15 protein-coding genes are annotated in these 18,804 nt (G+C 71.1%); 13 read left to right on the top strand and 2 right to left on the bottom strand.

Features of this window, described 5'->3' with window-relative positions; genetic code table 11:
- Positions 1 to 41 precede the first annotated feature (41 nt).
- The 7 genes from FF041_RS19015 (at position 42) to FF041_RS18985 (ending at position 10,690) form a co-directional block, all read left to right on the top strand.
- Positions 42 to 710: a UbiX family flavin prenyltransferase gene (locus tag FF041_RS19015; protein ID WP_323372109.1), complete on the top strand. Its 669-nt coding sequence runs from the start codon at positions 42 to 44 to the stop codon at positions 708 to 710.
- A gap of 170 nt (positions 711 to 880) precedes the next feature.
- Positions 881 to 1,336, top strand: coding sequence for an Lrp/AsnC family transcriptional regulator (locus tag FF041_RS19010; RefSeq protein ID WP_153485470.1), 456 nt, complete (start codon positions 881 to 883; stop codon positions 1,334 to 1,336).
- Between the two features lie 100 nt (positions 1,337 to 1,436).
- The gene (gene mqnE / locus FF041_RS19005) at positions 1,437 to 2,600 is read left to right on the top strand and encodes an aminofutalosine synthase MqnE (RefSeq protein WP_153485469.1); all 1,164 of its coding nucleotides are present in this window, start codon (positions 1,437 to 1,439) and stop codon (positions 2,598 to 2,600) included.
- A 187-nt stretch (positions 2,601 to 2,787) separates the two neighbouring features.
- A complete protein-coding gene (locus tag FF041_RS19000) occupies positions 2,788 to 3,030 on the top strand; it encodes a DUF4229 domain-containing protein (protein ID WP_153485561.1) in 243 nt (80 codons plus the stop codon).
- A 463-nt stretch (positions 3,031 to 3,493) separates the two neighbouring features.
- Positions 3,494 to 4,849 carry a dicarboxylate/amino acid:cation symporter gene (locus FF041_RS18995; protein WP_323392136.1) on the top strand — a complete coding sequence of 452 codons (1,356 nt, stop codon included), beginning with the start codon at positions 3,494 to 3,496 and terminating at the stop codon, positions 4,847 to 4,849.
- 366 nt (positions 4,850 to 5,215) lie between these two features.
- The gene (locus FF041_RS18990) at positions 5,216 to 9,196 is read left to right on the top strand and encodes a Pls/PosA family non-ribosomal peptide synthetase (RefSeq protein WP_153523917.1); all 3,981 of its coding nucleotides are present in this window, start codon (positions 5,216 to 5,218) and stop codon (positions 9,194 to 9,196) included.
- 75 nt (positions 9,197 to 9,271) lie between these two features.
- Positions 9,272 to 10,690 carry a M1 family metallopeptidase gene (locus FF041_RS18985; protein ID WP_323392134.1) on the top strand — a complete coding sequence of 473 codons (1,419 nt, stop codon included), beginning with the start codon at positions 9,272 to 9,274 and terminating at the stop codon, positions 10,688 to 10,690.
- Positions 10,691 to 10,918: 228 nt separating this feature from the next.
- On the opposite strand, the gene FF041_RS18980 is transcribed toward FF041_RS18985, so the two are convergent.
- Positions 10,919 to 11,122, bottom strand: a complete 204-nt coding sequence (locus FF041_RS18980; protein WP_003967102.1) for a cold-shock protein — start codon at positions 11,120 to 11,122, stop codon at positions 10,919 to 10,921.
- A 368-nt stretch (positions 11,123 to 11,490) separates the two neighbouring features.
- Between FF041_RS18980 and FF041_RS18970 the strand changes: the two genes are divergently transcribed.
- From FF041_RS18970 to FF041_RS18950, 5 genes are all read left to right on the top strand, one after another.
- Entirely contained in the window at positions 11,491 to 12,360 is an 870-nt protein-coding gene (locus tag FF041_RS18970; protein WP_323372088.1) for a menaquinone biosynthetic enzyme MqnA/MqnD family protein, read from the top strand.
- A gap of 133 nt (positions 12,361 to 12,493) precedes the next feature.
- The gene (locus tag FF041_RS18965; RefSeq protein ID WP_153523914.1) at positions 12,494 to 14,086 is read left to right on the top strand and encodes a serine/threonine-protein kinase; all 1,593 of its coding nucleotides are present in this window, start codon (positions 12,494 to 12,496) and stop codon (positions 14,084 to 14,086) included.
- Positions 14,087 to 14,188: 102 nt separating this feature from the next.
- Positions 14,189 to 15,388 (top strand): cyclic dehypoxanthinyl futalosine synthase, encoded by a 1,200-nt coding sequence (gene mqnC / locus FF041_RS18960; RefSeq protein WP_323392132.1) that lies wholly within the window; start codon positions 14,189 to 14,191, stop codon positions 15,386 to 15,388.
- 7 nt (positions 15,389 to 15,395) lie between these two features.
- A complete protein-coding gene (locus tag FF041_RS18955) occupies positions 15,396 to 16,013 on the top strand; it encodes an imidazolonepropionase-like domain-containing protein (RefSeq protein WP_323392130.1) in 618 nt (205 codons plus the stop codon).
- 165 nt (positions 16,014 to 16,178) lie between these two features.
- Positions 16,179 to 16,874 carry a demethylmenaquinone methyltransferase gene (locus tag FF041_RS18950; protein WP_323392128.1) on the top strand — a complete coding sequence of 232 codons (696 nt, stop codon included), beginning with the start codon at positions 16,179 to 16,181 and terminating at the stop codon, positions 16,872 to 16,874.
- 30 nt (positions 16,875 to 16,904) lie between these two features.
- On the opposite strand, the gene FF041_RS18945 is transcribed toward FF041_RS18950, so the two are convergent.
- Positions 16,905 to 17,414, bottom strand: a complete 510-nt coding sequence (locus FF041_RS18945; RefSeq protein WP_153523913.1) for a GNAT family N-acetyltransferase — start codon at positions 17,412 to 17,414, stop codon at positions 16,905 to 16,907.
- A gap of 100 nt (positions 17,415 to 17,514) precedes the next feature.
- Between FF041_RS18945 and FF041_RS18940 the strand changes: the two genes are divergently transcribed.
- The gene (locus tag FF041_RS18940) at positions 17,515 to 18,801 is read left to right on the top strand and encodes a geranylgeranyl reductase family protein (protein WP_323392126.1); all 1,287 of its coding nucleotides are present in this window, start codon (positions 17,515 to 17,517) and stop codon (positions 18,799 to 18,801) included.
- The last annotated feature ends 3 nt before the right edge of the window (positions 18,802 to 18,804 follow it).

The raw sequence follows: 18,804 nt of genomic DNA, 5'->3' as shown, positions 1-18,804 counted from the left end.
CCCCGGCCGCCGGATAGGCTCCTTGTGTGGAGCCAGCAGAAGTGAACCCCCGCCGCCCCTGGATCGTCGGAGTCTCCGGCGCCTCCGGGACGCCCTATGCCGCCGCGGTGCTGCGGGGGCTGATCGACGCAGGTGAGAGCGTCGATCTGGTGGTATCGAGGGCATCGCGGCTGACCCTGCTGGACGAGACCGGGATCTCGTTCAGGGACGCCCACTGGCGCGACGATCTGCGCGAGTGGCTCGCCCGGGGGGCCGACGGGAAGCCGGACACCTTCCGGGTGGACGTGGACGGCGTACGCCACTGGTCCGCCGGGGATCTCGCGGCGGGGCCGTCCTCGGGCTCGTACCCCGCCAAGGGGATGCTGATCGTGCCGGCCTCCACGGCGGCCGTCGCCGGGGTGGCCCTCGGGCTCTCCAAGGATCTGCTCCAGCGGACCGCGAGCGTGACGCTCAAGGAGCGCCGGCCGCTGGTCGTCGCCGTGCGGGAGACCCCGCTGGCCGGTCAGACCCTCAAGCATCTGGTCGCGCTCGACGAGGCCGGGGCCGTGGTGCTGCCCGCCTCACCGGCGTTCTACGCGGGCGCGACCCATATCCAGGACCTGGTGGACTTCGTCGCCGGGCGGGTGCTGGACGCGGTGGGGGTGCCGCACCGGCTCTACCGCCGCTGGGCGGGAGAGCTGGGGGGCTCTCGCGCGGACAGACCCTTGTGAAGAGTCCTGGGATCTGCAAGATCATCGCCGGTTTCTCATAAAGAATCGCAGGGTTTCTCTCCTGCAAGCCTCAGGCTCGGGAACTGCCTCGGCCTCGGCATCCGCCCTGGCTCCGGCAACCGCCTCACGGTTCAGCAACTGGTTCAGCAACTATGGAAGGCTCCAGGCACATGGACGCGGTGGACAGACAGCTCATCCAGGCCCTCCGGGAGAACGGCAGGGCCTCGTACGCCGAGCTGGGACGGCTCGTCGGCCTCTCCGGCCCCAGCGTCACGGACCGGATCAACCGCCTGGAGGCGGCGGGCGTCATCACCGGGTACCGCGCCACCGTGGACGCCGCGTCGCTCGGCCTCGGGGTCACCGCGCTCATCGGCATCTCGCTCTCCGACGCCGCCGACCACGAGGATGTGGCGCGTCGGCTCCGCGATCTCGCGGAGATCGAGGACTGCTGGTTCATCGCGGGCGACGACTCGTACATGCTCAAGGTGCGGGTGAGCGACGTCGACGGGCTGGAGAAGACGATCCGCAGGCTGAGCGGGACCCGGGGGGTCTCCCGTACGCGTACCACCATCGTGCTCTCCACCAAGTGGGAGAACCGGGTCGGCGAACTGCCCGAGCAGAGCTGACCCGGGGACGCGACCAGGGCCATGGGGGTGCCCACGACCGCCTGATACGGGGGAGTACGGTGGGGGAAGCCCGATTGACGGACACATGGGAGGCGGGCGAATGGACGCAGGGCTCAAGCGCGAGCTGGAGGCGAAGGTCGAAGCCGGAGAGCGGCTGACCCGTGAGGACGGGATCGCCCTCTACGCATCGGACGACCTGGCCTGGCTCGGCGGCCTCGCGCACCAGGTGCGTACCCGCAAGAACGGCGACGTCGTCCACTTCAACGTCAACCGTCATCTCAATATGACCAATGTGTGCACCGCGTCGTGCGCGTACTGCTCGTTCCAGCGGAAGCCGGGCGAGAAGGACGCGTACACCATGCGCATCGAGGAGGCCGTCCGCCTCGCCAAGGCGATGGAGAACGAGAACCTCACCGAGCTGCACATCGTCAACGGGCTTCACCCCAGTCTGCCCTGGCGTTACTACCCCCGTTCGCTGAGCGCGCTCAAGGAGGCGCTGCCGAACGTCTCCCTGAAGGCTTTCACCGCCACCGAGATCCACCACTTCGAGACCATCTCGGGCAGGTCCGCCTCGGAGATCCTGGACGAGCTGATCGACGCCGGTCTCGAATCGCTCACCGGCGGCGGCGCGGAGATCTTCGACTGGGAGGTGCGTCAGCACATCGTCGACCACCGCACCCACTGGGAGGACTGGTCGCGTATCCACCGGCTGGCGCACAGCAAGGGTCTGAAGACCCCCTCGACCATGCTGTACGGGCATATCGAGGAGCCCCGCCACCGCGTCGACCATGTGCTGAGGCTGCGTGAGCTCCAGGACGAGACCGGCGGCTTCCAGGTCTTCATCCCCCTGCGCTACCAGCACGACTTCGTGGACATGAAGGACGGCAAGATCCGCAACCGGCTCCAGGCGCGCACCACGATGGCGACCGGGGCGGAGGCGCTGAAGACGTTCGCGGTCTCCCGGCTGCTCTTCGACAACGTCCCCCATGTGAAGGTCTTCTGGGTGATGCACGGAGTGCAGACCGCGCAGCTCGCCCTCCAGCACGGTGCGGATGACATGGACGGCTCGGTGGTCGAGTACAAGATCACCCATGACGCGGACAACTACGGCACGCCGAACAAGCTGACCCGTGACGATCTGCTGGAGCTGATCCGTGACGCCGGGTTCCGCCCGGTCGAGCGGAACACCCGCTACGAGATCATCCGCGAGTACCCGGGGCCGGACGCCGACCGCCGTGAGTCGCCGCAGCCCATGCGCGTCTGATCCGTCTGATCCGTCTGATCCGTCTGAGACGGATGCCGGTGCAGGGCCGGGCGGTCCGGTCCGCCGCAGTGATCGACTTTCGCCCGTGCTTCACTGGTTCGGCACGGTTTGTTGTGCGCATCGTACGAAGAGGGAGAGTGGGCCCGCAGTGTCAGCCAAGTCGAGCGCCGCGATCAAATACACCGCCATGCGCTTCGCCGTCTTCGTCGGCTGCCTCGTCGTGGCGGGGGCGCTGGTCCAGTTCGGTGTTCTGCCGAAGGGTCTCGGCGACTCCAACGCCATCTGGGTCGTGCTGATCGCGCTGGTGCTCTCCGCGCCGCTCAGCTTCGTACTGCTGCGCAAGCAGCGGGACGCGATGTCGGAGCAGATCGTCGGCAAGGTCGACCGGGCGAAGGCGCGGCTGGACTCGCACCGTACGCAGGAGGACTAGCCCCCCGTACGCACGTACGCCTGTACGTGCCCCCGCCTGTACGCAGGCTCTCTCGGGACGCTCTCGGTAGATGTATGTCACATACGCCCCCGGCCATGGCCGGGGGCGTAGCTGTATGTGGCAACAGTGCAGGTCAGGGCGGTCTTCCCGGTTCGGGTGTGAGTTTCGCGAGAAAAAGATCCCCAAGCTGACCTTTGAGTATCTCAAAGTTCAAGTGTTAACGTATCCGGCATGACGTCAGCAGCGCGCACCCTCGATACCGCGAGCCCCCCGCTCGTGGTGCGCCTGCATGTCGATCTCTGCCGCTGTATGTCCGCGGTCTGTCGCAGCTCTGTCTGCCGCCCTGTGGTCCGCCGCCTTCCGGTCTGACCCAGGCACCGACCGCGGATCCGCCCACTCGCGCACGGGCGCCGCACCCCCCGCTCCCCTCTCCCCCTCTCTCACGCCGCTCTGGAGTGTGTCCGTGTCCGCGAACGCCGCGTCCGCCGCGACCGGAAAGCCCTCGGGCTCCGGTTTCCGCATACCCAAGGTCCCCTTCTGGGCTCAGATCATCACCGGTCTGGTGCTCGGCGTTCTGCTCGGCTGGCTCGCCCGTGAGCAGGACATCAGCTGGCTCAAGGACACCCTGGGTCACATCGGTGACATCTTCGTCCGGCTGCTGAAGCTCGCCGTCGCCCCGCTCGTCTTCTTCGCGATCCTGGTGTCGATCACCAACCTCCGCAAGGTCAACAACGCCGCCCGGCTGGCCGGCCGCACCCTGCTCTGGTTCCTGATCACCTCGCTGATCGCGGTCGCCATCGGCATCACGATCGGCCTGCTCACCAACCCCGGCGCGGGCACCGGCCTCACCCCGAAGGACGGCAAGCTGCCGGAGGCCAACGGGTCCTGGATCGACTTCCTCACCGGAATCGTCCCCCAGGATGTGATCACGCCGTTCACCGAGCTGAACGTGCTCCAGATCGTCTTCCTGGCGGCCGTCGCCGGTATCGCCGCGCTCGCGCTCGGCGAGAAGGCCAAGCCGGTCCTCACCTTCAGCGAGGCCGTGCTCGAACTGCTCCAGAAGGCCCTGTGGTGGGTCATCCGCCTCGCCCCGCTGGGCACCGTGGGTCTCATCGGTTACGCCATCGCCGGCTACGGCTGGGATCTGGTCAGCAAGTACGCGACCTTCACCGCCGACGTCTACATCGGCTGCGCCCTGGTCCTCTTCGGCGTCTACCCGCTGCTGCTGGTCACGGCCGCCAAGGTCAACCCGGTGCACTTCTTCCGGGGCGCCTGGCCCGCCATCCAGCTGGCCTTCGTCTCCCGCTCCTCGGTCGGCACGATGCCGGTCACCCAGAAGGTCACCGAGCGGCTCGGGGTGCCGAAGGAGTACACCTCCTTCGCGGTCCCGTTCGGCGCCACGACCAAGATGGACGGCTGCGCCGCGATCTACCCGGCGCTCGCCGCGATCTTCATCGCGGAGATCTTCGATGTGCAGCTCGGCATCCAGGACTATCTGCTGATCGCCTTCGTCTCGGTCGTCGGCTCGGCCGCCACGGCTGGTCTGACCGGCGCGACGGTCATGCTGACCCTGACCCTCTCCACGCTGGGTCTGCCGCTGGAGGGCGTGGGTCTGCTGATGGCCATCGACCCGATCCTGGACATGATGCGCACGGCCACCAATGTGGCGGGCCAGGCGCTGGTCCCGGTCATCGTCGCCGCCCGGGAGAAGATCCTCGACCACGACGCGTACACCTCCGCCACCTCCTCGCCGATCGACGAGTTCGAGGGGAAGCCCGAGCAGGGCCCCGAGGACCGCAGGGTTCCGCTGACGGCCTGAGGCCGCCGAAGCCGCTGAGCGGCTCAGCGGCTTCCGGTTCCGGTTTTACGGTGAGACCCCCTGCCCCCGCGTACAGCACGCGGAGGGGCGGGGGGTCTCGGCGTGTTCCGGCCCTCGTACTGGGCGACTGCCGGCCCGCGCGCTGACGCGGGCGTTGATCCACCGGCCGTGCGCTTGCCGTATATCTCGCCCAAAATGGTGAGACGTACAGAATTCTTATGTGCCGTGCGCCTGACGGGGATCGTGATCGTGACATGAGAGCGCACTCCACACGACGGACGGAGCGTGGGAGATGCGGACGCACCAGTCCCGTACCGCAGGCCCGGCACCGACACCGGCGCCGGCGGCCGGCGGCGGGAGCGCCGGATGACCTTCGTCCCGGACGCGCCCGGCCTGCCCGCCCCGGCCGCCCCGGGCGCTGGTACCGGGCGCGGGACGCCCGCCCTCTTCACCACGGCCGGAGCGGCCCCGGAGCGGACCCTCCTCGACATCCTGGACGCGACCGTCCACCGGTACCCGGACGCGCTCGCCGTGGACGACGGCGCCGCCCCCCTCACCTACCGCGCCCTCCACGGCCGGGTCGAGGAGCTGCGGCGGCGGCTGGCGCGAGCGGGCATCGGCCCCGGCGACCGGGTCGGGGTACGCGTCCCCTCCGGCACGGCGGAGCTGTACATCGCGATCCTGGCGGCGCTCGCCGCAGGGGCCGCCTATGTGCCCGTGGACGCGGACGACCCCGAGGAACGGGCTGGGCTGGTCTTCGCCGAGGCCGCCGTCAGCGCCGTACTGCGGGAGGGCGGGACCATCGCACCCGGGGTGCGTGAACCCTCCGGCGCCCCGGGCGCCCGTCCCGCGCCCGGCGACGACGCCTGGATCATCTTCACCTCGGGCTCCACCGGCGCCCCCAAGGGAGTGGCCGTCACCCATCGCGGCGCGGCGGCCTTCGTCGACGCCGAGGCACGGCTCTTTCTGGCCCGGGGGGCCGCGGGCCAGGGGAGTCCGCGGCCCCTGGGGCCGGGCGACCGGGTGCTCGCGGGGCTCTCCGTCGCCTTCGACGCGTCCTGCGAGGAGATGTGGCTGGCCTGGCGGCACGGAGCCGCTCTGGTGCCCGCGCCGCGCGCCCTTGTGCGCACCGGTCCGGATCTCGGCCCCTGGCTGGCCGCACGGCGTATCACCGTCGTGTCGACCGTCCCCACGCTGGCGGCGCTCTGGCCCACTGGCGCGCTGGACGGCGTCCGTCTGCTGATCTTCGGCGGCGAGAGCTGCCCGCCGGAGCTGGCGGAGCGGCTGGCCGTCCCCGGGCGCGAGGTCTGGAACACCTACGGCCCCACCGAGGCGACCGTCGTCGCCTGCGCCGCCCGGCTGGACGGGCGGGGTCCGGTACGGATCGGTCTGCCGCTCGACGGCTGGGAACTGGCCGTCGTGGACCGCGACGGCCGGGCCGTGCCGATGGGCGGGACCGGGGAGCTGGTCATCGGGGGAGTGGGTCTTGCGCGCTATCTGGACCCGGAGAAGGACGCCGAACGGTACGCCCCGCTGCCCGCGCTCGGCTGGAGCCGCGCCTATCGCAGCGGTGATCTGGTCCGGGCCGACCCGGCCGGGCTGCTCTTCCTGGGCCGCTCGGACGAGCAGATCAAGCTCGCCGGACGGCGTATCGAACTGGGCGAGATCGACGCGGCGCTCCAAGCGCTCCCGGGGGTGTCCGGCGCGGCGGCGGCGGTCCGCACGACCGCCGCGGGCCATCGGGTGCTGGTGGGATATGTGATCCCCGAGGGGCCCGGCGGCGGGAGCCGGGGAGCGCCCGCCTTCGACCAGGGAGCGCCTGCTTTCGACCAGGGCACGCCCGCCTTCGATCGGAGCGCGCCCGTCTTCGACCGGGAAGTGCCCGCTTTCGACCGGGGCGCGGCCGTCGCCCGGCTCCGGGCCCGGCTCCCCGCCGCCCTGGTGCCCCTGCTCGCCGTCGTCGGCGACCTCCCCACCCGCACCTCGGGCAAGGTCGACCGGGACGCGCTGCCCTGGCCCCTGCCGGAAGCCGCCCGCGCCGCCCCCGTCCCGGCGGGGCTCACCGCGACCGAGACCTGGCTCGCCGGGCGATGGGCCGAACTGCTCGGCGCTCCCGTCACCGGCCCCGGAGCGGACTTCTTCGCCCACGGCGGCGGCAGCCTCGCCGCCGCCCGGCTGGTCTCGCTGATCAGAGAGCGGTACGGCACCGGATCCGTCGCCGACGTGTACCGGAACCCCACCCTCGGCGCGCTCGCCCGCACCCTGGAACGGTCCTCGGCGAAGCGAGCCGGAGCCGGCGCCGTACGCCCCGTGCCCCGGCGGGCGCAGCTCGCGCAGACCCTGCTCCTCCTTCCGCTGCTCACCGTCGCCGGGCTGCGGTGGAGCGTGGTCGCCGCCGCCGTGGGCCTGGTTCTCGGACTCGACGGATTCGTCTCCTGGTGGTGGCCGGTGCTGGGGTGGCTGCTGGTGTTCAGCCCGCCCGGCCGGATCGCCGTCGCCGCGGGCGGGGCCCGGCTGCTGCTGCGCGGGGTGCGGCCCGGCAGCCATCCCCGGGGCGGCAGCGCCCATCTGCGGCTGTGGACCGCCGAACGGCTCGCCGAGACCAGCGGGGCGACCCAGCTCGCCGGGGTCTGGCTGACGCGGTACGCCCGCGCCCTCGGCGTACGCGTCGGCGACGAGGTCGATCTGCACTCGCTGCCGCCGGTCACGGGTCTGCTGCGGCTCGGCCGCGGCTCCGCCGTCGAACCGGAGGTCGATCTCTGCGGTCACTGGCTGGACGGCGACCGGCTGCACATCGGCGCCCTGCGCATCGGCGCGGGTGCTGTCGTCGGCGCGCGCAGCGTCCTCTTCCCCGGCGCGCGGATCGGCAAGCGGTCCGAGATCGCCCCGGGGTCCGGCGTCACCGGGACCGTGCCGGCCGGCGAGCGCTGGTCCGGGGTCCCGGCCGTCCGCCGCGGCAGGGCCAGGGGCGCCTTCGGCACCCGTCCGCCGCGCAGCCGCCGCTGGACCGCGCTCTACTCGCTGACCTCGCTGTTCCTCATGACGCTGCCCGCCGTCGCGGCCGTCCCCGCCCTGCTGGTGATGGGCCTGCACCCCACTCCGCTCGCCGGGGCGCCGCTCGCCGCCCTCACCGGACTCGCCGGGTACGCGCTGCTGATCCTCTGCTGTGTACGGGCCCTGGGCAGCGGGCTGCGCGCGGGCAGCCATCCCGTCCACGGCGGCGGCGCGTGGCGGGCCTGGACCACCGAGCGGTTGATGGACATGGCGCGCGGCCATCTCTTCCCGCTGTACGCGAGCCTCGCCACGCCCGTGTGGCTGCGGGCGCTCGGGATGCGGGTGGGCCGTGGGGTGGAGGCGTCCACCGTGCTGGCGGTGCCCGCGATGACCAGGGTCGGCGACGGCGCGTTCCTCGCCGACGACACCAGAGTGGCCTCGTACGAGCTGGGCGGCGGACGGCTGCGGATCGCCGAGGCCCGCGTCGGCAAGCGCGCCTTCCTCGGCAACTCCGGGATGACGGCCGCGGGCCGCCGGGTGCCCAAGCGGGGGCTGGTCGGGGTGCTCTCGGCGGCCCCCGAGCGCGCCGAGAAGGGCAGCTCCTGGCTCGGGATGCCGCCGATGCGGCTGCCCCGGGCCGCCGAGCCGGGCGATCGGAGCCGTACCTTCGCCCCCGCGGCCCGGCTGAAGTGGGCGCGGGCGGCCGTCGAGCTGTGCAGGATCGTCCCGGTGATCTGCTCGGTGGCGCTCGCCGTCCTCGCGATCACCGCCTTCGGCGCGCTGGCCGGGCGTTTCGGCCTGCCCGTCGCGGTGCTGTCGGGCGGGGTGCTGCTGGCGCTGGGCGGGGTGGCGGCCTGCGCGCTCGCCATCACGGCGAAATGGCTGCTGGTGGGCCAGTACCGGGTGGTGGAACGGCCGCTGTGGTCGGCGTTCGTCTGGCGTGATGAGCTGGCGGACGCCTTCGTCGAGGTGCTGGCCGTGCCCTGGCTGGTGGGCACGGTCTCCGGCACCCCGCTGATGAGTCTGTGGCTGCGCGGGCTCGGGGCCCGGATCGGCGCCGGGGTGTGGTGCGAGACGTACTGGCTTCCGGAGGCCGATCTCGTCACCGTCGGTTCCGGCGCGAGCGTCGGCCGGGGCTGTGTGGTCCAGACGCATCTCTTCCATGACCGGATCATGCGCATGGACGATGTCGTCCTCGGGGCCGGTGCGACACTCGGCCCGCACGGCATCGCGCTGCCCGGCGCGGTGATCGGGGACCGGGCCGTCGTCGGCCCCGCCTCGCTGGTGATGCGCGGGGAGCGGGTGCCCCCGGGCACCCGCTGGCTGGGCAATCCGATCGCCGCCTGGAAGTGATCGCCCACCGGAACACCGGAACACCGGAACCCACCGGAACCCACCGGACGCCTGGAACCGACCGAAGGACGCAGGGTGACCGACTCGTATCTCCCCCAGCACGGCGACGACGGCTACCGGACCACCGGATACGACCTGGAGCTGGACTATCTTCCGCACACCGGCCGGCTCGCCGGGCGGGCCAGGATCGGGGCCGTCGCCGGGGGGACGGAGCCGCTCGCGGAGGTGGTGCTCGACCTCGGGCGCTTCCGGCTCACCAAGGTGCTGATCGACGGCCGCAGCCCCGCCCGGTACACCCACCGGGGGGAGAAACTGCGTATCCGGCCCGCCCGGCCGCTCTCCCCTGGAGCCGCCTTCACGGTGGACGTCCGCTACACCGGCACTCCGCACCCTGTGCGCACCCCGGACTGGGGCGAGCTGGGCTGGGAGCAGCTGGAGGAGGGCGCGCTGGTGGCGTCCCAGCCGCAGGGCGCGCGCTCCTGGTTCCCGTGCAACGACCGGCCCGACGACAAGGCCCCGTACCGGATCGCGGTGACCGTGCCGTCTCCGTACACCGTCGTCGCGAACGGCACGCTGATCTCCCGGACGGCCCGTGCCTCGACGACGGTGTGGGTGTACGAGCAGACCGCGCCGATGGCGGCGTATCTGGCGACCGTGCAGATCGGTCCGTATGAACTGACCGAGGTGCCGCGGCCGGGTGGACTGACCGAGGTGCCGCGGCCGGGTGAACTGCCCGCGGCGGCGCGGCCGGGTGAACCGCCTGAGGCGGCGCAACTGGACGCCGGTGCCGCGCACTCGGTGCCGCAGCCCGCCGCGGTGCCGCGCGCGCTGCTCGACGGCGGTGGCTTCGCGCACGATTTCGCACGTCAGCCCCGGATGATGGCCCTCTTCGAGGAGCTGTTCGGGCCGTATCCCTTCGCGGAGTACGGGGTCGTGGTGGTGGACGAGGAGCTGGAGGTGCCTGTGGAGGCGCAGGGTCTCTCGGTCTTCGGGGCGAACCATGTGGACGGGTGGCGCGGCAGTGAGCGGCTGATCGCCCATGAGCTGGCCCACCAGTGGTTCGGCAACAGCCTCACCGTCGCCGACTGGCGGCATATCTGGCTCAACGAGGGGTTCGCGAAGTATGCCGAATGGCTCTGGTCGGAGCACTCCGGCGGCCCGTCCGCCGCGCTGCTGGCGGCCAGGGCCCACAGCCGGCTCGCCCTGCTGGCGCAGGACATCCGGATCGCCGATCCCGGGCTGCGGCGGCTCTTCGACGACCGGGTGTACGAGCGGGGCGCGCTGACCCTGCATGTGCTCCGCACCGAGCTCGGGGATCCGGCTTTCGCGGCGCTGCTGAGGGAGTGGACCGGCCGCCACCGGCATGGAGCGGTGACCACGGAGGATTTTGTCGCGCTGGCGGGGAGCTGTGCTCCGCGGCCGGTGGATGTGCTCTTCGCCACATGGCTGTATGAGAGGGAACTCCCGCCCCTTCCGCGCCTGGGGCACCACTGACGGGGTTCGTCTTCCTCAGGCGCCAGGGCGGTCGTCGGCACCTCATCGGCCGCTCAATAGCGCTTCATGGCGCTCATTCGCGAATGCCCGGGATGAACAACTCGGACTGTTCGGATGTACGGAAGGGAACGCCGGTAAAGAAAAGGAAAGGCAGGAGCCCCGGTCCATAAAGGACCGGGGCTCCTTGGGTACTGCTACGTCGTGCGCGATCGCCGACCCACTGGCTGATTAGGCCGGGGTGACATTCTCCGCCTGGGGACCCTTGGGACCCTGGGTGACGTCGAAGTTCACGACCTGGTTCTCCTCAAGGGAGCGGAACCCGGACGCGTTGATCGCGGAGTAGTGGACGAAGACATCCGGGCCGCCGCCGTCCTGGGCGATGAAGCCGAAGCCCTTTTCAGCGTTGAACCACTTGACGGTTCCGGTAGCCATAAGCCCTCCTTGGGCCAAAGGGTTGCCCTGCTCCAGAACCTGCAAACAAGTCTGAAAACTACAAAAGCCTGCGGGTTACATGCTCCGCAGGCTCTGTACTGCAAGGGAAACCAAACTGCAACTTGCGTCGAGCCTAGCACGCACTGTGTTCGCAGCGGTAGAGGCAAAGATCACTTCACTCGGACGCTTGAAGTGCTCAACCCCGGGGTGACGGGGCGTGCTCGGGGCGCCGGGAGAGCGCCGGGAGAGCGGCGGAGCGGAGCCCGGCGGGACGGCGGCGGCGTCCGGTGTACGGGCCGGTCGGAGGGGTGCGACTCGCGCATGCCCCCAGCGCTCCCGGGAGCACCGACCGGGTCTAGCCTCGCGTTGTGGACAGTCTTGGAGAAAGCACAGCAATCGACCACCGACGCAGCCGGCCCCGTGTCGGCCATATCCAGTTCCTCAACTGTCTCCCCCTGTACTGGGGGCTGGCCCGCACCGGAACCCTTCTCGACCTGGAGCTGTCGAAGGACACCCCGGAGAAGCTGAGCGAGCGGCTGGTGCGCGGCGATCTCGATATCGCGCCGGTCACTCTGGTGGAATTTCTGCGCAATGCCGATCAGCTCGTGGCCTTTCCCGATCTCGCGGTCGGTTGCGACGGAGCGGTGATGTCTTGTGTGATCGTGTCCCAGACGCCCCTGGAGAAACTCGACGGCGCCCGGGTCGCTCTCGGTTCCACTTCCCGTACTTCGGTACGCCTCGCACAGCTGCTGCTGGCCGAGCGGTACAAGGTCGAACCGGATTACTACACCTGTCCGCCCGATCTCGGTCTGATGATGCAGGACGCGGAAGCCGCGGTTCTGATCGGTGACGCGGCACTGCGCGCATCGCTGCACGACGCGCCCCGCCTCGGACTTCAGGTGCACGATCTGGGGCTGATGTGGAAGGAGTGGACCGGCCTTCCGTTTGTCTTCGCGGTGTGGGCGGCGCGCAAGGATTATCTGGCGCGTGAGGAGGCCGTCGTACGGGAGGTGCACCAGGCGTTCCTCGCCTCGCGGGATCTCTCCCTGGAGGAGGTGGCCAAGGTCGCCGAGCAGGCCGCGCGGTGGGAGAGCTTCGACGCGGAGCTGCTGGAGCGGTACTTCCGGACACTCGACTTCCGCTTCGGCCCCGACCAGCTGGCGGGCGTCAGGGAGTTCGCCCGCCGCATCGGGCCCACGACCGGGTTCCCGGCGGATGTGGCCGTGGAACTGCTCTGACCCCGGTGCCGGGCGGCTGCTCGGGCTGACGGTCTTTCGTTCAAATCCGGACGACAGGCCCTACGCTGATGCCTGAGCAGTTGTCAGCTTCGCTCGGGCATCAGCGGGCGGACAGCGAACCGGGGGGTCGCACATGCAGCCGCTGGAGTCCGGCGAACCACGGACCATCGGCCCGTACCGACTGTTGGCCAGGCTCGGTTCGGGAGGCATGGGACGGGTCTATCTCGGACGGAGCACCGGGGGGCGTACGGTCGCGGTCAAGGCGGTCCATCCGCATCTCGCGCTCGACCGGGAGTTCAGGGAGCGGTTCCGGCGCGAGGTCGCGGCGGCGCGGCGGGTCGGCGGACCCTGGACCGCGCCCGTGCTCGACGCCGACCCGGAGGCCCCCGTTCCCTGGGTCGCCACCGGATATGTGGCCGGGCCCCCGCTGTCCCGGGCGGTGAGCGGGTACGGCGCACTGCCCGAGCACTCCGTACGGGCCCTGGGCGCGGGACTCGCCGGGGCGCTCACCGCCGTGCACGCCCGGGATCTGATCCACCGTGATGTGAAGCCGTCCAATGTGCTGCTCACCCTCGACGGCCCGCGTCTGATCGACTTCGGGATCGCCCGCACCACGGACGGCACTGCGCCGCTGACCAGCACCGGGGTCTCGGTCGGCTCGCCCGGCTATATCTCGCCGGAGCAGCTGCTCGGCAAGGAGGCCACGACCGCGTCCGATGTGTTCTCGCTGGGCGCGGTCCTGGCGTACGCGGCCACCGGCGAGGCCCCCTTTCCGGCCGCGTCGTCGGGCGCGCTGGTCTACAGCGTGGTGCACGACGAGCCGCGGCTCGGCTCCGTCGGGGGTGAGCTGAGGGAGCTGATCGCGGGCTGTCTCGCCAAGGACCCGGCCGACCGGCCGGCCCTCGGCGAACTGGCGGACGGGCTGGTCCCGGACGGAGCGTCCGGACTCTTCGGGGCGGGCTGGCTGCCGCCGCCGCTGGTGGAGCAGGCCGGGCGGGCGGCGGTGAGCCTGCTGGAGCTGGACACGGAAGACGACACAGAAGACGCAGAGGCCCCAGAGGACGCAGAGGTCCCGGAGAGCACGGAGAGCACGGAGAACGGCGGGTCCGCGGAACCCCGGGCCCCGGAGCAGCTCGCACCGGGGCGCCGACGGATCAGCTGTTCGTTCACCCTCACGCTGACCCTGGCGGCGTTAGGGGTGATCATCGGCAGTGTGTTGATGAGCAGACACTCGGGGGACTCGACGGCAAGGGGCCCCGCAGAGCGGTCCACGCCGACGAAACCGTCATCCCGGACCGATTACCCCGGTGACATAAAGGTGCGGAGCGATGTCCCGCCGCGCTTCGTCGGCGAATGGGCGGGCACCTTCACCACCTCCGCCGGAGGCGGCCGGCCGGCCGCCGGGACCCTTGACGTCGTGATCGGGGCCGCCGAGAAGGGCTTCCGGGTCGGCGTCCTGAAGCGGTTCGACGCCGACGGCGACTTCGTCTGCGGGGCGGATCTGGATCTGCGCCTCGCGGAGAAGTCGGAGCTGGTCGCCAGGAGCACCCCCTTCGGAGCGGCGGGCGGCCTCTGCGCCACCGGCACGGTGATACTGCGGCTGGAAGGGGCCGGACTCCGCTATGTCTCCACGGAATCGAAGGCGGTCAACGGGGCGGTCACGCTGAAGCGCGTGGGGGACTTCGACCCCCCACCCCGGCGGGTCCCACCGCGTCCCGGGTCCTGAGGCCCCCTGGCGTAGGGTGGAACGGCCCGTATACGCCCTGAGAGCGCCTCGGCGATCCCGCTGGCCCCGCTCAGGCAGACCCCCGCCGAAAGGTGACATCCGGTGACCGAGAAGGCCGACCTTCAGTCCGTGCTGGACCGTGCCGCCGAAGGGGGCCGGATCACCCCGGAAGAGGCCCTCGACCTCTACCGCTCGGCCCCGCTCCACGCGCTGGGCAGCGCCGCCGACGCCGTGCGCCGCCGCCGTTACGCGGGTACGGAGCACATCGCGACGTACATCATCGAGCGCAACATCAACTACACCAATGTGTGCGTCACGGCCTGCAAGTTCTGCGCTTTCTACGCCGCGCCGAAGGACACGAGGAAGAGCTGGACCCGCGACCTCGACGACATCCTCCGGCGCTGCGCCGAGACCGTCGAGCTCGGCGGCACCCAGATCATGTTCCAGGGCGGCCACCACCCGGACTTCGGCGTCGAGTACTACGAGGAGCACTTCGCGGCCATCAAGGCCGCCTTCCCCCAGCTGGTGAACCACTCGCTGGGCGCTTCCGAGGTCGAGCACATGGCCCGTATCTCCGGGGTCTCCGCCGAGGAGGCCATCCGGCGGATCCACGCGGCGGGTCTGGACTCCTTCGCGGGCGCGGGCGCTGAGCTGCTGCCCGAGCGGCCCCGTACGGCGATCGCCCCGCTCAAGGAGTCCGGCGAGCGCTGGCTGGAGATCATGGAGATCGCCCATGGGCTGGGCGTGGAGTCGACGTCCACGATGCTGATGGGCACCGGCGAGACCAACGCCGAGCGGATCGAGCACATGCGGATGATCCGCGATGTGCAGGACCGCACCGGCGGGTTCCGGGCCTTCATCCCGTACACGTACCAGCCGGAGAACAACCGTCTCAAGGGCCGCACCCAGGCGACGATCTTCGAGTATCTGCGGGTGATCGCGATCGCCCGGCTCTTCTTCGACAATGTCGCCCATATCCAGGGCTCCTGGCTGACCACCGGCAAGGAGGTCGGGCAGCTGTCGCTGCACTACGGCGCGGACGACCTCGGCTCGATCATGCTGGAGGAGAACGTCGTCTCCTCGGCGGGCGCGAAGCACCGCTCCAACCGGCAGGAGATCATCGATCTGATCCGTAAGTCGGGCCGGGTCCCGGCCCAGCGGACCACGACGTACGAGCACATCGTCGTCCACGAGGACCCGGCGGACGACCCGGTCGACGACCGGGTGGTCTCGCATATCTCGTCCACGGCGATCGCGGGGGGCACGGCCCATCCGGAGCTGAAGCTCCTCAGCGCCAACTGAGTCCGGGGTGCGGACCGTTCACACGGCGGACGCCGTGCTCACCGCCGACGGCGCCCCGGCCGACTCGGTGGCCGTCGACTCCGGGGTGATCGTCGCCATCGGGCCGTACGCGACGGTGACCGCGGCTCATCCCGGGGCCCGGGTGCGCCGCTGGTCCGGACTGCTCGCGCCCGGTCTGTGGCGGACCCGCGCCGCCGGGCTGCTGGAGGCCGCCTACCACCCCGATCCCCGCGAGGCGGCGGAGCTGGGCGCCGAGCCGCTGACCGGCGCGGCGCTGGCGGTGCTGGAGATGGACGAGACCCGGTGGGGCGCGAGCGCCCGGCGGGGGCTCCAGCGGATGCTGGCGCAGGGGACGACGGCGGTGACGGGGCCCTTCAGCAGACCGTCCGTCCGTACGGCGGTGGCCCGCTCGGGGCTGCGGGTGCGGGTGCGGGAGACGGAGCGGCCGGGCGATGGACCGGAGATCCTGCTCGACGGGGAGCTGGTGCTCGGCGGGCCCGCGGATTTCGCGGTCTTCGCTGCGAAGGCCGGCGGGGGACTTCCGACGCGGGCCTCGCTGCCCTCGGGCACGGCGCGCTGTGTGGCGACCGTGCTGGGCGGCCGGCTGGTGTACCGGAGCGCGTAGCGGCACCTCGGCTCTCGCTCCCGTACGGCCTGGGTGGGCTTCCCGTACGGCCTGGTGTGGCTCCCGTACGGCCCGGGTGATCGCCGGTGCGCCTCCCGTACGGCCTGGTGCCGCGGCGCCCGTCCCTCGTACGGTCCGCCGCCGGCGCCCTGCTTGAATGGCACGGTGAACCGAGCATCCCTGGACAAGCAGCCGCACGAAGTCGCCTCGATGTTCGACAAGGTGGCCAAGAACTACGACCTCACCAACGACGTCCTCTCGTTCGGCCAGGATCGCAGCTGGCGTAAGCAGGTCACCAGGGCCGTGGACGCCCGCCCCGGGGAGAGGGTTCTCGACCTCGCCGCCGGTACGGCCACCTCCTCGCTGCCGTTCACCCGCGCCGGGGCCTATGTCGTCCCCTGCGACTTCTCGCTCGGCATGCTCCGCGAGGGCCGCCGACGCCACCCCTGGCTGCCGCTGGCGGCGGGCGACGCGACCAGGCTGCCGTTCCGCGACGGGGTCTTCGACGCGGTCACGATCTCCTTCGGGCTGCGCAACGTACAGCGGACGGAGGAGGCGCTGCGCGAGATGTACCGGGTGACCAAGCCCGGCGGCCGGGTGGTGATCTGCGAGTTCTCGCATCCGACGTGGGCGCCGTTCCGGACGGTGTACGAGGAGTATCTGATGCGGGCCCTGCCGCCGGTGGCGCGCGCGGTCTCCTCCAACCCCGACGCGTACGTCTATCTCGCCGAGTCCATCCAGTCCTGGCCCGACCAGCCGGAGCTGGCGGCGATGCTGCGGGAGTCGGGCTGGTCCCGGGTGGCCTGGCGGAATCTGACCGGCGGGGTGGTGGCGCTGCACCGGGGGACGAAGCCCGAGTAGCGCCACCGGCGGGCAGGCCCGCGCGGACGGCTACAGCGTCAGCCGGAAGCAGTACCCCTCCCGCTGGGTGACGGTGGAGGTGAAGGGCTCCGCCCGCGCCATCCCGAGCCGCTCCGTCACCGCGATCGAACGCTCGTTGCGGGCGTCCACCACGGCCACCACCCGGCCGACGCCCGCCGCCCGCACCCGCTCCAGCGTGGTGCGGGCCGCGACCGTGGCGTACCCCTTCCCCCACGCGGACCGCGCCAGCCGCCAGCCGATCTCTATCTCACCGGCCGGCCCGAAGTCCTGGTGCGGCCAGGGCTGGGCCCCGGTGAAGCCGATGACCTCGCCGTCCTCGGAGAGCAGCGTCCACAGGCAGAAGCCGAGTTCGGCGTCGTGCCGGCGCTGCCTGGCCGTCAACTCCTCGTATACGGAGAGTTCCGCCGGGCGCCCGCCGTGGAACTCCATGACCTCGGGATCGGCGAAAGCCCGGTGCCAGGCGTGCGCGTCCTCGTCGGTGGGCACGCGGAGCCGAACGGCGGGGAGGAGCCTGCTCATAGGGGGGAGCCCTTCAGTCGGTAGATCGGTACGCCCCCATAGACTGCCCATGTCGTGTGCCGTTCGGCACGTAAAAATCGAGTCTTCGGGAGAACCCGCCGTGACCGAGCCCTTCTCCGAACACAGCGCGGATGTGATCGTCGTCGGGGCAGGCCCGGCCGGATCCACGGCCGCGTACTACCTCGCCAAGGCCGGTCTCGATGTGCTGCTGCTGGAGAAGACCGCCTTCCCCCGGGAGAAGGTCTGCGGCGACGGACTGACGCCGCGCGCCACCAAACAGCTGGTGGCCATGGGCATCGACATCTCCGAAGAGGCCGGCTGGCTCCGGAACAAGGGGCTGCGGATCATCGGCGGCGGGGTGCGGCTCCAGCTCGACTGGCCGGAGCTGGCCTCCTTCCCGGACTACGGACTGGTCCGCAAGCGCGACGACTTCGACGAGCAGCTCGCCCGGCAGGCGCAGAAGGCGGGCGCGCGGCTGTACGAGCGGTGCAATGTCGCCGCGCCGGTCATCGACGACCGTACGGGCCGGATCACCGGGGTGGAGGCGAAGCTCGGCGAGGAGAAGACCCCGGTCACCTTCCACGCCCCGCTCGTCGTCGCCGCGGACGGCAACTCCTCGCGGATCTCGCTGGCGATGGGGCTGCACCGGCGCGAGGACCGTCCGATGGGCGTCGCCGTGCGGACGTACTTCACCTCCCCGCGGCACGACGACGACTATCTGGAGTCCGGGCTCGAACTGTGGGACCGCCGGGGCCCCGGCCCGGACCGGCTGCTGCCCGGCTACGGCTGGATCTTCGGCATGGGCGACGGCACCTCCAATGTCGGCCTGGGCGTCCTCAACACCTCCTCCTCCTTCAAGGAGCTGGACTGGCGCGAGGTCCTGAAGGCGTGGTGCGCCTCGATGCCGGAGGAGTGGGGCTACCGCGACGAGAACATGACGGGCCCGATCCGGGGCGCGGCCCTGCCGATGGCGTTCAACCGCCAGCCGCACTACACGCGCGGGCTGCTGCTCGTCGGGGACGCGGGCGGGCTGGTGAACCCGTTCAACGGCGAGGGCATCGCGTACGCCATGGAGTCGGCGCAGATCGCCGCCGATGTGATCGTCCAGGCCCACGCCCGTACCACCCCGGCCCAGCGGGAGATGGCTCTGCACCGCTATCCCAAGGTCCTGAAGGACACCTACGGCGGCTACTACACGCTCGGCCGCGCGTTTGTGAAGCTGATCGGCAACCCCAAGGTCATGAAGCTGGCGGCCCAGCGGGGGCTGACGCATCCGATGCTGATGCGCTTCACGCTGAAGATGCTGGCGAACCTGACGGATCCCACGGGCGGGGACGCGATGGACCGGATCATCAACGGGCTCTCGAAGGTCGCCCCGAAGGCGTAGCGG

The sequence above is a fragment of the Streptomyces jumonjinensis genome, assembly GCF_009600885.1.
Lineage (GTDB): Bacteria > Actinomycetota > Actinomycetes > Streptomycetales > Streptomycetaceae > Streptomyces > Streptomyces jumonjinensis.
Note: the sequence above shows the minus strand (reverse complement) of the source record. Positions and strands in the feature narration are given on the sequence as shown.

What these genes read in the sequence shown, in the direction of transcription:
- FF041_RS19010 (WP_153485470.1), top strand. Translation starts at nt 881, where the DNA reads ATGGACGCGGTGGACAGACAGCTCATCCAGGCCCTCCGGGAGAACGGC.
- mqnE (WP_153485469.1), top strand. Translation starts at nt 1,437, where the DNA reads ATGGACGCAGGGCTCAAGCGCGAGCTGGAGGCGAAGGTCGAAGCCGGA.
- FF041_RS19000 (WP_153485561.1), top strand. Translation starts at nt 2,788, where the DNA reads ATGCGCTTCGCCGTCTTCGTCGGCTGCCTCGTCGTGGCGGGGGCGCTG.
- FF041_RS18990 (WP_153523917.1), top strand. Translation starts at nt 5,216, where the DNA reads ATGACCTTCGTCCCGGACGCGCCCGGCCTGCCCGCCCCGGCCGCCCCG.
- FF041_RS18980 (WP_003967102.1), bottom strand. Translation starts at nt 11,122, where the DNA reads ATGGCTACCGGAACCGTCAAGTGGTTCAACGCTGAAAAGGGCTTCGGC.
- FF041_RS18965 (WP_153523914.1), top strand. Translation starts at nt 12,494, where the DNA reads ATGCAGCCGCTGGAGTCCGGCGAACCACGGACCATCGGCCCGTACCGA.
- FF041_RS18945 (WP_153523913.1), bottom strand. Translation starts at nt 17,414, where the DNA reads ATGAGCAGGCTCCTCCCCGCCGTTCGGCTCCGCGTGCCCACCGACGAG.